This is a genomic window from Alicyclobacillus tolerans (assembly GCF_048984885.1).
GTDB lineage: Bacteria > Bacillota > Bacilli > Alicyclobacillales > Alicyclobacillaceae > Alicyclobacillus_I > Alicyclobacillus_I tolerans.
This window is the reverse complement of the sequence record NZ_JBMGNK010000002.1, coordinates 1,246,706-1,259,612: the sequence shown is the minus strand read 5'-3', so window position 1 is coordinate 1,259,612 and position 12,907 is coordinate 1,246,706. Positions and strand designations below refer to the sequence as shown.

Annotated in this window: 15 protein-coding genes; 7 read left to right on the top strand and 8 right to left on the bottom strand. The window is 43.9% G+C overall.

The window, feature by feature from the left end:
- Positions 1-22: 22 nt before the first annotated feature.
- Entirely contained in the window at positions 23-499 is a 477-nt protein-coding gene (locus ACOJUR_RS06175; RefSeq protein ID WP_420950512.1) for a YwhD family protein, read from the bottom strand.
- A 153-nt stretch (positions 500-652) separates the two neighbouring features.
- Between ACOJUR_RS06175 and ACOJUR_RS06170 the strand changes: the two genes are divergently transcribed.
- The gene (locus tag ACOJUR_RS06170) at positions 653-1,288 is read left to right on the top strand and encodes a SpoIID/LytB domain-containing protein (RefSeq protein WP_238413501.1); all 636 of its coding nucleotides are present in this window, start codon (positions 653-655) and stop codon (positions 1,286-1,288) included.
- A 13-nt stretch (positions 1,289-1,301) separates the two neighbouring features.
- Positions 1,302-2,006, top strand: coding sequence for a peptidase associated/transthyretin-like domain-containing protein (locus tag ACOJUR_RS06165; protein ID WP_420949533.1), 705 nt, complete (start codon positions 1,302-1,304; stop codon positions 2,004-2,006).
- Positions 2,007-2,163: 157 nt separating this feature from the next.
- On the opposite strand, the gene ACOJUR_RS06160 is transcribed toward ACOJUR_RS06165, so the two are convergent.
- The 3 genes from ACOJUR_RS06160 to ACOJUR_RS06150 all read right to left on the bottom strand — a co-directional run bounded on the left by ACOJUR_RS06160 (position 2,164) and on the right by ACOJUR_RS06150 (position 5,438).
- Positions 2,164-3,318 (bottom strand): aminotransferase class I/II-fold pyridoxal phosphate-dependent enzyme, encoded by a 1,155-nt coding sequence (locus ACOJUR_RS06160; RefSeq protein WP_420950511.1) that lies wholly within the window; start codon positions 3,316-3,318, stop codon positions 2,164-2,166.
- An 86-nt stretch (positions 3,319-3,404) separates the two neighbouring features.
- The gene (locus ACOJUR_RS06155) at positions 3,405-4,583 is read right to left on the bottom strand and encodes an FtsW/RodA/SpoVE family cell cycle protein (protein WP_072873481.1); all 1,179 of its coding nucleotides are present in this window, start codon (positions 4,581-4,583) and stop codon (positions 3,405-3,407) included.
- A gap of 75 nt (positions 4,584-4,658) precedes the next feature.
- Positions 4,659-5,438, bottom strand: a complete 780-nt coding sequence (locus tag ACOJUR_RS06150; protein WP_420949532.1) for a glycerophosphodiester phosphodiesterase family protein — start codon at positions 5,436-5,438, stop codon at positions 4,659-4,661.
- A gap of 124 nt (positions 5,439-5,562) precedes the next feature.
- Between ACOJUR_RS06150 and ACOJUR_RS06145 the strand changes: the two genes are divergently transcribed.
- The 3 genes from ACOJUR_RS06145 to ACOJUR_RS06135 all read left to right on the top strand — a co-directional run bounded on the left by ACOJUR_RS06145 (position 5,563) and on the right by ACOJUR_RS06135 (position 8,385).
- Entirely contained in the window at positions 5,563-5,874 is a 312-nt protein-coding gene (locus ACOJUR_RS06145; protein ID WP_203114480.1) for a hypothetical protein, read from the top strand.
- A 102-nt stretch (positions 5,875-5,976) separates the two neighbouring features.
- Positions 5,977-7,377 carry an FtsW/RodA/SpoVE family cell cycle protein gene (locus ACOJUR_RS06140; RefSeq protein ID WP_420949531.1) on the top strand — a complete coding sequence of 467 codons (1,401 nt, stop codon included), beginning with the start codon at positions 5,977-5,979 and terminating at the stop codon, positions 7,375-7,377.
- 45 nt (positions 7,378-7,422) lie between these two features.
- Positions 7,423-8,385: an MBL fold metallo-hydrolase gene (locus ACOJUR_RS06135; protein ID WP_420949530.1), complete on the top strand. Its 963-nt coding sequence runs from the start codon at positions 7,423-7,425 to the stop codon at positions 8,383-8,385.
- A gap of 45 nt (positions 8,386-8,430) precedes the next feature.
- On the opposite strand, the gene ACOJUR_RS06130 is transcribed toward ACOJUR_RS06135, so the two are convergent.
- On the bottom strand, positions 8,431-8,919 hold the full coding sequence (locus ACOJUR_RS06130; RefSeq protein WP_072873469.1) for a GAF domain-containing protein: 489 nt from the start codon (positions 8,917-8,919) through the stop codon (positions 8,431-8,433).
- Between the two features lie 59 nt (positions 8,920-8,978).
- On the opposite strand from ACOJUR_RS06130, the gene ACOJUR_RS06125 reads away from it, so the two are divergent.
- Both ACOJUR_RS06125 and ACOJUR_RS06120 read left to right on the top strand, forming a co-directional pair.
- The gene (locus ACOJUR_RS06125) at positions 8,979-10,406 is read left to right on the top strand and encodes a MurT ligase domain-containing protein (RefSeq protein ID WP_420949529.1); all 1,428 of its coding nucleotides are present in this window, start codon (positions 8,979-8,981) and stop codon (positions 10,404-10,406) included.
- Entirely contained in the window at positions 10,369-11,094 is a 726-nt protein-coding gene (locus ACOJUR_RS06120) for a type 1 glutamine amidotransferase (protein ID WP_072873471.1), read from the top strand. The genes ACOJUR_RS06125 and ACOJUR_RS06120 overlap by 38 nt, the downstream gene beginning before the upstream one ends.
- A gap of 106 nt (positions 11,095-11,200) precedes the next feature.
- Here ACOJUR_RS06120 and ACOJUR_RS06115 read toward each other — a convergent pair whose 3' ends face one another.
- Genes ACOJUR_RS06115 through ACOJUR_RS06105 form a run of 3 tightly spaced genes read right to left on the bottom strand, consistent with a single transcriptional unit; the run spans position 11,201 to position 12,884 of the window.
- Complete coding sequence (locus ACOJUR_RS06115) at positions 11,201-11,974, bottom strand: SDR family NAD(P)-dependent oxidoreductase (protein ID WP_072872904.1); 774 nt, start codon at positions 11,972-11,974, stop codon at positions 11,201-11,203.
- A 45-nt stretch (positions 11,975-12,019) separates the two neighbouring features.
- Positions 12,020-12,445: an acyl-CoA thioesterase gene (locus ACOJUR_RS06110; RefSeq protein WP_072872903.1), complete on the bottom strand. Its 426-nt coding sequence runs from the start codon at positions 12,443-12,445 to the stop codon at positions 12,020-12,022.
- 34 nt (positions 12,446-12,479) lie between these two features.
- Positions 12,480-12,884, bottom strand: coding sequence for a hotdog fold thioesterase (locus ACOJUR_RS06105; RefSeq protein WP_072872902.1), 405 nt, complete (start codon positions 12,882-12,884; stop codon positions 12,480-12,482).
- Positions 12,885-12,907 lie beyond the last annotated feature (23 nt).

Sequence of the window (12,907 nt, the reverse complement as noted above, 5' to 3'; positions counted from 1 at the left end):
AAAAGAAAGCCTCCTAATGATTCTAATCACCGAGAGAAGTCATGGCCTCAAGAAAAGCAGGTTGTGCATGCTGCCACAAATCTGGGCGTACTTTTTGAAGATATTCAACAATTTTTTGCCGCGCTGCTTGTGGAACACCTGCCAAATTGACTTCACCGCGCACAGCTTTTTCCATACCTTTGACTTGCTCAACAAGATTTTTGTACCCTACTTGAGCTTCTTTGTCCAGAAACAATTCAAATGGTTGGACACCGTAAAATCCTTGTCCTTCCGGAAAACGATGGAGCGTTATCCAAAGACCCAAGACTGTCCTGCCATTGGGGACCTCGGCACGATTCTGGACAAATTTAACTCCTGTTTCCAGACGGCTTTTTCCATGAATAGCGCCGTTGTCTATAAAAACTTCATCACCATCAAGAAAGAGTACGGACAATCCTCGCAATTGATCATCCGCAGCATGTTTGGTCGATCCGGTTAAGGAGAGCTTTTGCACACCCATCACCCTTCAAAAATTGACGTTGTTCTCTACAGCTTTATTTTACATGCATACAAACAGCCTGTCACATGATGGAGAATGCGCCCAAAACCTGCATAGCCAAAAAGAAGTTGGGCAATGTAACTTTATCAGTCTGAACAAAGGATGGTTCAGCCCATGTATAAGCCAAAACTTTATATTTCCTTAATGTCGTTGGTTGGCAGTCTATTCTTCGGCACTTTTGCAAAGCCCGCCGTTCACGCGCAAGTTACGTATACCATTACCAATACTGCAAAACCGAGTGTCATACGAGTAGCTATCCGCGAAAACAACCCTTGGGGAGAGCCTGACCCGCGAGGGCGAATACTTTATGTTCAGACCGTCCCCTTTGATCAGTATTGTCGGGATGTGCTGCCCAACGAATGGATTCCATCATGGAGTCCAGAAGCCTTAAAAGCAGGCGCCATGGCAGTCAAAATGTTTGCCTGGTACCATCATCTCCACCCAATTACATTGGATGGCTTTACATTTGACGTAGATAACACTGTCAATTTCCAAACTTTTCGATACTTGTCCAATCAGCCAGAAACTGATGCCGCGTTAAACGCCATTAAAAATTTAGCCTATGTGCAGCCGGACGGAACCATTATTGAACTAAATTATCGCGCAGGCATTCCCAACAACCCCAACTGGCAATACCGCAATGCACAAAAGATGGCGCAATGGGGCTCAGAGTATTGGGCAGCCAAAGGACAAACTTATTTGCAAATTCTGCAATTTTATTACATGAACCGCGCGTTACGAGGCTATTGAGGAGGTGTGAACATTGTTTCGAAAAAAAACGTTTCAATATCAATTTTATCGCTTATTGATGAGCATGAGCATGATAACGGCAGGCACTTTTTCAGCTAGCCCAACGGTAGCAGCAAACGAATTGCCTTCTTCCTTCCATAGTATAGAACAGGAAGTCAATAAGCTATGGGATGAAGACACACTTCCATGGTTGAAACAAATCGAACAATTAGGGACACCGAACAAGGAACAATCGTCCCTTCCATCCTCACAGTTGCCGAAACAACAGTTCACACCATCACAAAAAAGTACAGGCTCTGCTAAGTTAGCCAAATTGCGTGTGAGGGTTATTGACGGTCGAACATTGTCACCCATTTCAGGAGCGGAAGTGGTTTTAATTGAAACTGGAACACGCACCGTGACAGATAAAATGGGTTATACACCCTATTTCGACGCGCCTATCATTCGAAATCCAAAGTATTTCCCTCTCGTTGCTGAACTTCACGGTCAATTAGGTGTGATTGTTTACAAAAATGGTTATCACGATTCTGTGCATCTAGGCATTCGTATGCATGATGGTATAGATGCACAAACCACCGTCTGGATGTACAAAATTTTACCTGGCGAAAGAATAGAACCTGTGTTGTATGAAGTACCCTACCATCATTTGTGGGTTCTGGAACTCGCAAATCGTTTTCGGAGCAAAACTCAGCCTGGTGAAGGACCTGAGCGACCTTGAATCTTGTTTGCTGAAAGTATTCTGCTTTCAAAATAAATTTTTTAAAACGGCGCTCTAGAACTAAAGTCCTCTAAGCGCCGTTCAAAATGTATGCTTAAAGATTATCAATACATTTTTACATGAAGAATGGAATATTCGTTTACTCTACCCTCATCAATCAACCATTTTGATTCTGTATCATCCAATCCGCAATCCTGTGAGCTGCTTCCATTAAACGTTCTTCCCGATCAAGGAAACCGATTCGAACATAGCCTTCTCCATGTTGTCCGAACCCAACACCTGCTGCTACTGCTACTCCTTTTTCCTGCAATAGCCGCGATGCAAAATCAAGTGAAGAAATCCCTTCTGGGAGAGGAAGCCATCCAAAAAAAGTACCTTGGGGCGGCTTAGCGGAAATCCCTTTTTGGTGAAGCGCTAGGTAAAATGCATCACGACGCTTTTGATAAATCTCGGTACGTTGATGCACTTCATCTTGAGGACCCAGTAAAGCGGATTCCGCAGCCTTCTGAATAGCAGGGAATAGGGAAACGTATGCGTGATTATGATATAGCTTCAGTGCCGCAATCGCTTCTTTTTGTCCGACTGCAAATGCGACACGCCAACCTGCCATGTTATACGTTTTACTCAAGGTATAAATTTCAATACCACAATCCCGTGCACCTTCGACTTCCAAAAAGGACATTGGGCGTATACTGTCAAAACCTATGGAAGCATAAGCAAAATCATGTACAACAAGCATCTTTCTGGACTGAGCCATGCGCACAACTTGCTCGAAAAGCGAACTATCTACCACAGCACCCGTAGGATTGGAAGGATAGTTCAAAAACATCAATTTTGCATCAGGTTCAGAAGCAAGAGCAGCCTCCAAATCGGGCATAAAATGTTGTTCAGGCACAAGTGGCATCGTAGCCATTCTGGCGCCCGCTATTTTTATACCACTTTCATAATCTGGATATCCTGGATCAGGAACTAAAGCTACATCTCCTTCATTTAAGTATATTTGACTGATTTCTATTAGCCCTGCTTTACCTCCAAAGAGTATGGCAACTTCAGAATCCGGATCGAGTACAACTCCGTATTCACGACGGTAAAATTCAGCACAAGCACTGCGTAAGGAGGCTAATCCGTGAAATGGTCCATATCGATGCGTGGCCGGATCTTGAACAGAATCACGCAAGGCTTCCACAATGTGGGCAGGAGTTGGAAGATCAGGATTACCCTGACCAAGATTAATAACATCCCGACCTTGTTCTATAAAAGCTTGTACCTGCTGAGTCAGTCCTGCAAAAAATTGACTGGGTAAACGCTGCATGCGATTGGATAAGGGTAAAATGGGTCGCAACAAATATCCACCTCAATGTTTGATAAACTGATATTCATTCCAAAATCTAGCTGTACTTAATTAAAGCGAAGTTTTTTCCTGCGCAGTGCGACCGAAAGCGCCAATCCCACACCCATATAGTCAATGACTAGCGAGCTACCTCCGTAAGATATAAACGGAAGTGTAATCCCAGTTGATGGACTTAGATACATATCTGCGCCAATGTTTTCAAATACCTGAAAAGCTATTAAAGCTACAATACCTGTAACAATATAGGTTCCAAAACTGTCTTGCGATGTGCCAGCAATACGAATCAGTCTATAACAGAGAATCAGAAAAAGTAACACCAAAAGACTCGAACCTACAAATCCAAATTCTTCAGCAATGGCAGTAAATATATAGTCCGTCCACTGATTGGGAATCCAGTTGCCACGAGTTTCTATGCCGTTGAAAAGTCCTTCACCAAAAACTTGCCCTGAACCTACAGCAATCTGCGAAATGCGGATATTATAGCCGTAGGAAAGCGGATATTCTTGAGGGTTGAGCCATGTTATGATTCGATACGCTTGATAAGAATGTAAAAGATGATGTTTAATCAGCACATTTTCAATGAGTTTAGTTGACTCTTGGGGATACATGACAGCTACAACACCTATCCCCGCTACCAGTGCAATAGTGAAGAAAATCAACATAACAAAATGCCAACGTTTGGCGAACACGCAATACATGGTTACAAATATCGCCAACAAAACCAAAGCTTGCCCGAGAGCAGGTTCCTTAAAGGTTAGGACAAACGGAACAATAAACATAATAAGAAGCGGCCACACTCTTCGGAATGAATAATCCGGCACTTCCGATTCATCAATATCCGCCATAAACACAGCCATACCAATAATCATGGCCAACTTAGCGACTTCAGAAGGCTGAAAAGAAAAGGGGCCGAGTGGAATCCAACTATGCGCACCATTTCGTCGAGGCATAACAAACACAACGAGCAGTAAAAATCCTGCGCCCCCAATAATCCACCAGTAATTCTTGCGCAAGGAACGGTAGTCATAAAGCGTAATAGCAGTCATGGCTATCCAGCCTATCATTTCAAATAATATCTGACGATATATAATGTGCTTAGGCAAACCCACATCGGTCTTACCATAAGTGGCTGCCAATATGGCAACACAGCTGTATACAGCAAGCAAGACAAGCACTCCAAGCACAGTAAAATCCATATCGCGTATGTTTCGACGCAACGTTTCCACAAAACATCGTCCTTCCATTTCATCAAGACAAGCCAAAACCACTGTTTTCCCTAAAACAAATAGACCAACCTTAGCTTAACCGATTCTCTCAAGAAACTTCCGGCGTACTTGGTTGGCTATGTCAACCCGGTTTGTGACAATACCACGAATCCCCAATTGAAAAAGTCGCATGATATCGGAAGGTTGATCGACGGTCCAGACATCAACTGATATTCTTTCGCGACTTGCATATTGTATCATCTTTTCCGTAGCAATTGTCCATTTCAAAAAACGGTAAGGAATTTGTAAAGCACAAAACGGCCAATCTTGACGAACTCCCAATCCGCGTGCAAAAAGCCAAAATTGCGCTACTTCCCATGTTGAAGCGCTAGTTGGTAAATCTTTTTGCAAACTGCGTACACGCTGCAAATGGTTTGTATGAAAGGAAGCTACAATCACTCGCTTCATCGCATTTGCATCATCAAGCACACGCAAAAAAGACTGGATTGAAATACCATTCTTCGGTTTTAAATCAATATTAAATAAAGTTTGAGGAAACTGCTGAAGAGCCTCCTCCAATGTCGGAATGCGTATCCCTTTACTACGAAAAGGGTGAGTTTTTCCCCCATCCGTTGTGAAGCGATAACCAAAATCAAGACGTTTCAACTCACTCAACGTCAAATCAGAGATTTTTCCAGTGCCATTACTAACTGTCTCGACAACCGGATCGTGCGCAATGACAATCTGAGCATCTCTCGTCCAATGCACATCGGTCTCAAGAATGTCAGCACCTAAATCAACGGCCATTTGAAACGCTGTAAGCGTATTGCCTGGTGCAGCCGCAGAAGCTCCCCGATGGGCGAAAATCAACGGCATGGTTGGCTGGAAAATTCCATATCTCCTCAAAAATTATACCCCCATCTGCTTATCCTTCTGTGCATTCGCCCTCTCTCCCTGTGCAAAAGACCCATAAACTATGGCGAAAAGGAGGCAAAAACCCATGCACTATAAGCTTATTCGAAAAATGTTAGGGCAACCTGTGGCATGCCACACCCATTTTGGTATTTTTCACGGAGTCATTGTTCATTGCACGAAACATCACGTTATTCTAATGCGACAAACACGAGCTGAAGACTGGAATGCTATTCCAGCCGAATTCCATGCTTATCCTTCTCAAGAACATAGACCTTTTGGTATGCCCCCGTATGGTGGCGGGCCTGGAACACCACCTGGTTGGGGAGGCGGTGGATGGCATTTTGCAATTCCGTTAGCAGCCATCATCGGGATTGCTGCTGTAGGCATGCATTGGTAATGAGGAAGCTTAAATCTGCGTAAAACTTGCAGGGAATAGCCAAACGCTGTCGAATCCTTAAGGCGACCCTTATTAGGCCATTGCTTTGGGAAGGTGGCAGACGTGCAAAAACAGTCCCATCAGCCAGACTTTTTGCTTTACTTTGCGGTGCTCGCACTGACTGCCATTGGCATTGTTACAGTCTATTCAGCGAGCACCGTCATTGCTTTGGAACAGGGTATGTCGGCAGCTCATTTTGCCTTGCGCCAGTTGATTTTTGGCGGCATAGGTGTAGTTTTAATGACTGTTGTTACCTTTATTCCCTACCAAATTTTTTATCGATATGCAGCTAAGTTGATGATTGTTTCCCTCTTTTTGCTTTTTTTGGTTTTAATTCCGGGTATAGGACATCGCGCAGATGGTTCCAGACGCTGGCTTGGACCTGCAAGCCTGCATATACAACCATCAGAATTAGCGCTTATCGCTTTAATTCTATATCTAGCTTTTTTCTTCACAAAAAAAGTGACTATCATCCATTCTACAATGCGTGTACTTCGTCCAGCACTTTTGGTAACCGTAGCCACCGCCTCGCTTATTTTCCTTGAACCAGATATGGGCACAGCCTTTACCGTCGCGGCGACTGGTTTTATTATGTTGTTTATCTCAGGCATCCGTCTCAAGCCTGTTATCATAACCTTTATCGCGAGCATTCCCGTATTGTATGGATTAATTGAAATGGCGAAATATCGCTCAAGCCGTTTAGAAGTTTATTTCCATCCATTTCAGCATCCCGCTCATGCGTATCAACTGATCAGCGGTTTAACAGGAATAGCTAGAGGTGGACTCATTGGCACTGGGTTTGACGCCAGCATTGAAAAAGCTGGTTATCTACCAATTCCCCAGGCGGATTTTATTTTCGCAGTTTTTGTAGAAGAATGGGGATTACTTGGAGCTATAGCATTACTGGCCATCTTTGCTCTTTTGGTATGGCGAGGATTTCGAATTGCTCGATTTGCTAAAGATCGCTTTGGGTCTCTGTTAGCAGTGGGTATTACTGGAATGATGATTGTGCAAGCTTTTGTCAACTTGGCTGCCGTAACTTGGCTGCTGCCCATCACGGGAATTCCACTTCCCTTCATTTCTTACGGTGGTACTTCCTTAATGATGATGCTGCTCGCTTCTGGCATTCTACTCAGCATTTCTCGGCAAACATTGGATGTGGCTCCGGAGGCGGACGAGTTGGCTGATGTCTATGATGTCAGTGAAGTACTCCGAGAACGTAAAAGATTGCCGATTGATCCAATGTATCAACAGCAAAAGAAAAAGAAGCCAGCTACGGTAGCACCGCTTAAACGCAATAAATCAACAGCCAAATCTGCAATTCATTATGAAAAGACCCGCAAAAATAGAGACGGTAGAGCTTCCACTATGCAAGTCACTACTTGGCGAGAGCGATCCATGAGATATGATAATCGCTTACCCAACAACCGAAAACAAGGCAGCAACAAGAATGATCGAACTTAATATAATGGATTTCTGGGTAACCCTACATGAAAGGATGTAATTTTTATGAAGCCACTGTTAGTCCGAGAACCGGAAGCATTTGGTAATGAAGTCTACGCTATCGATCTGTTTGAACAAGGCCAAGCTTACCGCACCGCTTCCTATCTCGTTTTAGATGAAAAACCAACACTGATTGATACCGGTTCGGCAGCTTCTCACGAGACTTTGTTAGAAAGTTTGAAATTACTAGGAGTTAAACCGGAAGATTTAGCTTATGTAGTCGTTACGCATGTCCATCTCGATCACGCTGGCGGAGCTGGGCAAATGATGAGACTTGCCAAAAATGCAACTCTGGTAGCTCATCCTCGTGCTGCCCGTCATATGGCGGATCCCAGTAAGCTTTGGGCAGGTGCAAAACTTGTTTACCAAGATCAGACGGAGCAGCTTTTTGGAAGTGTTGAACCAGTAGATGAACAGCGCATTCTCATTCGACAACACGGGGAAACGTTGAATATCGGGCAACGAACATTTACGTTCTTTGATTCACCCGGACACGCCAAACATCACTTCACACTTCTCGATGAATTATCCAATGCTCTCTTTGCCGGTGATGCTGTAGGTTTACGGTATCGTACAGGATTGACTGGCTGGGATTTTGAATTTATTATGCCTTCCTCCTCACCAGTTGATTTTGATCCTATAGCGCTTCACAAAACACTTGATTTTTTGCGAGATCAGCCGTTTCGTTGGGTCTACCATTCACATTTTGGACGATCTGAAAAAGAAGAAGCCATTTCAGAAACTTTACGAGTTGGAGATGCTTTTGATAAATTAATTCGTGAAATTTACTATCCAAATTTGACACTTCAGGAAACCATGGATGCTTTGCGCCAATGGCTTTTGAACGATTTACACAGTAGAGGGCTGCAACCAGGCTCTATGGAACGACTGAACATCGATCTTACGCTGGATTCACTCGGTTTAATGCACTATATCCAACAAATCAAAAAAACGGAGACGCAAGCATAATGGCTTGGCGTCCTCCGTTTACGTTTTCCTGCAGAGTGGGTCTTTTCAAAGACAACTCTCTGCGATTTTTGCAAATTGTTCTAAACCCTTTTCATCATCTTCATCAAAGCGTGACAAAATGGGACTGTCAATATCAAGGACACCTATCACTTGACCATTTTTACAAAGCGGAACAACGATTTCACTCTGACTTGCACCATCACAGGCTATATGTCCTGGAAATTGGTTAACATCATTGACACGCAAAGTCTCATTCTTTGCTGCTGCGGTACCGCAGACTCCTTTACCTATGGGAATACGTAAACAAGCTGGCAAACCCTGAAAGGGACCAAGAACCAGTTCGTTAGAAACGGGATCGAGCAAATAAAATCCAGCCCAATTGACATCTTGCAAGTAAAATTTTAATAGAGCCGAGAGGTTACTGAGATTGGCAATCCAGTTTGGCTCCCCTTCAACCAAATGTTTTGCCTGCTCAACCAAAGATGTATAAAATTCTTGCCTGGATAAACTATCCAACTGCTCGGCAACAAACATCATTCTTCTCCCTTTCTGCACTTCAACTGTGTACCTGCACATCAATCATAGTATAATCCGTGAAGAAGTACTTGACAAAAATAAACCCCGTAACGGAAGAACAGGAGTTACAGATGATTGGACTGTGGATTGCCAAATGTATCAGCTTTATATTACGTTGGATGGGAAAATCAGCCACAAGTTTCCCTGGTAAAATAGCGCTTCGTCTCTCACCTCATCTACTTGATAAACTTGGCAGCCAACTCTCCCGAGCTATTGTCATTACGGGTACAAACGGTAAGACGACAACGACTCGTTTGCTCGCCAGCATGCTGAAGCAAGAAGAACCCATTGCCACGAACGCAGAAGGCGCTAATTTAAAACAAGGTATTCTTTCTGCACTGATGGAAAAAACAAGCTGGCGTGGAAGACTTTTGGTTACCACCGCTCTACTGGAGATTGACGAAGCGACTTTGCCGCAAGTCGCTTCCAGCTTACCGATTCAACTGCTTGTTATAACCAACATCTTTCGCGATCAACTTGATCGATACGGGGAGTTGGATACCACTTTGCAAAAAATCCGTGAAGGCGCAGAGCAAATCCAAGGTACATTATTGGTCAATGCGGATGATCCCTTGGCTCGTTTTATAGGACTTCATCACAAGGGACAAACTCTCACATACGGATTTGACAACAGCATGGCCAGAGAAGAAGACCGCCAAGTGATGAAAGATGGCGCCTTCTGCTTAGAATGTGGACATTTACTCAACTACTCGGGTTATTTCTATGGCCAACTTGGTGTCTATAACTGTCCATCTTGTAGCTTCGGACGTCCTGACCCGGATTTTGTAGGCTCTCTCGACCATCATCACTTGCAAATATACAACAGTCAAGACCAAAATAAGTGGACCGTACCTTTACCAGTGAAAGGCTTATTTAACGTCGACAATGTACTGGCAGCAGTAGCGGCAGCCCATGTCTGTAAACTTCGTATAGAATCTATGCTTAAAGGATTGGCTACTTATCAAGCTCCAACAGGCCGGATGCAGGTTTTCCAAACAACACCTGTTTCTATTTTAAATCTGATTAAGAATCCAGCAGGCTGTAATGGCGTGCTTGAAACTATATGTAGAGAAGGAGACGCTAAAGTTATCTGCCTCGCCATTAATGACGAAGCTGCTGATGGTCGAGACGTCTCTTGGCTGTGGGATGCTGATTTTGAACTTTTGGCAAACGACGAGTCCATTGTCTCTATTGTCACTTCAGGATTGCGCGCAAGAGATATGGCAGTTCGTTTAAAATACGCAGGATACCCTGTCAAACAATTGTATGTTGAGACGGATTTTGCCACAGCTCTTGACAAGACTCTCGAATTGGCCAATAACATGTCCATTCCTTCGGCCTTCGTAATGACCACTTATACACTCGTTCACCTTGCTGCCGAATTGCTCAAAGAAAGGAGCGATACCAATGTCGAGGGCGCTTATCATCGCGCATCTGTATCCTGATTTACTGAATCTTTATGCCGATCGCGGCAATATTCAAACTTTACTCCAGCGCCTGCGTTGGAGAGGCATTGAAGCTCGTGTGGTCAGTGTAAAGAAAGGCGAACCAGTTCGTTTACATGAGTATGATTTCGTTCTTTTGGGCGGCGGATCGGATAGGGAACAGAAACTTGTAGCAGAATCCCTGCGTCAGCAGAAGGAAGATTGGCATCATGCAATGCAAGCAGGTCTACCTATCTTGGCGGTTTGTGGTGGCTACCAATTATTGGGCAGCTACTATGAGTTGGCAAACAGTGAAAAAGTAGCTGGCCTGGAACTGCTTGAAATGACGACCCAAGCATCCAATCAACGTTTGATTGGCAATATTGCCATAGAATCCGAATGGTGCGGTACGGTAGTCGGATTTGAAAATCACGCTGGCCGAACGGTTCACCATCACACTCCACTCGGCAAAGTAGTGGCTGGACATGGCAACAATGGTCGTGACGGCTGGGAAGGTGTACAACACCATCATGTCATCGGGACATATATACACGGCCCTCTTTTACCTAAAAACCCTAAATTAGCTGATTTATTACTCTTATCAGCGCTCGAATATGCGAATATGACCGTAGATTTTTACGATCTCGATGATGAATTGGAATGGTCTGCTCATCACTCCGAATGGTCACGCTGGACAAAAGTGAAGTGAGAACATAAAAAAACGCCCCGCCCCGTATGGGGCGAAGATCGATAAAAGGATGTCGATTATTTTATTTTTACAATTTTTCTTTTCACTCAAACGTATGCCAAACCATCTAAAACCCGTAAATCGTCATGCCGCCATCCACAAATAATGTCTGTCCAGTAACGTAACTAGAAGCTTCCGACAAGAGAAATACTGTTGGGCCTATCAACTCATGCAGCTCTCCCACCCTACGCATAGGTGTACGAGCAATAATTTCCGAGTAATAATTTTCATCATTGAGCAAGTGTTCAGTAAGAGGTGTTCGAAAATACCAAGGACCAATACCATTGACACGAACACCTTGTCCAGACCATTCAAGCGCAAGTACTTTGGTCATTTGAATAACCCCTGCTTTAGCAGCCGCATATGCAACGCCAGTACGTAAAGCGACATGTCCTCCCACTGATGAGATATTGACTATAGAGCCACCACCCTGACGAAGCATGGCCCGTCCTACAGACTGTGCTACAAAAAAAGCGCCGCTCAAATCAGTATCCAATACAGCTTGCCACGTTTCTGGCGTTACATCAAGCGCAGGCTTACGAATATTCATACCAGCATTATTAACCAGTCCATGAATCTGGCCTGTTTGACAAATTTGATCCAATTGCAGAGATAACTGTTCCAAATCACGTATATCACAGATGATTTTCTCAACTTCAGCATGGGGTGCACTCTGTCTAATCAACGTTTCCGTTTCGGACAGAGCGTTTGAATCCCTTCCCATTAACACTAAATTTGCACCAAATTCACTAAGTCCAACAGCAAGTGCACGGCCAATGCCTCGACTCGCTCCTGTGACCAAAATCCTTTTATTTTGCAAAGAAAAACAGGTTTGATCCATTCTTTTCACCTTCTATGGAAACAAGGATATCTCACACAAAACTTATTAAGATTCGTGCAGCGAAGGAGCATCTATGGGTGCATCGAGATGTTCCTGAAGGTGACGCCGAACATCTTCCGGTATGCGCATAGCTGCTTTTTTCGAATAATCATAATGTAGCAAGGTTGCTTGTCCTCTCGCGACCCAGATCTGATTCGCAGATTGTAAAGCGTGTTCTAGTACAAAACTACTATTGCCAAGTTTGCCCACCCATGTATAGACATGAATGGTTTCACCATAAGTCATCTGAGCTAGAAAATCACATCTTGCCGAAGCGACAATCAGATTCCATGAGTCCAATGAAAGAGATGGATTAAACCAAGCAAATACTTCCCGACGGGCTTCTTCCATCATGGTAAAATAGACCGCGTTGTTGACATGTCCTAATCCGTCACAATCACTAAAGCGAATAACATGTTCATAATGCAGCATGGATTTGCCCCTTTCCAACCCTTTAACTCATGAATCATGAGGTTCTTCTTTCATGTCGGCGTTGAATAATACCCACCGTGCAACGAGATATGCAAATTAAAGTTCCGTTGTCGTCATATAATCGGACATCCCAAACCATGGTCGTTCTACCCCGATGCAAAGGTATACCAACTGCCGTTACAGAACCTTCGTGTACCGATTTCATATGATTCGCATTAATTTCGATACCTACAGCTTGCTGTGTTTCACTATCCACATTCTCCTGTGTACCAATGGAAGCTACAGTTTCTGCCAGAGCAACAGAAGCTCCTCCATGAAGAATACCATACGGCTGATGGGTGCGCTCATCGACTGGCATGCGCATGACCACTTTCTCTTTTGATAACTCAATCAACTCCATACCTAAATGAGACATGAGTGTATGTTCCGGAATATGCATGTATGGATCCCCTTTGTTTACTG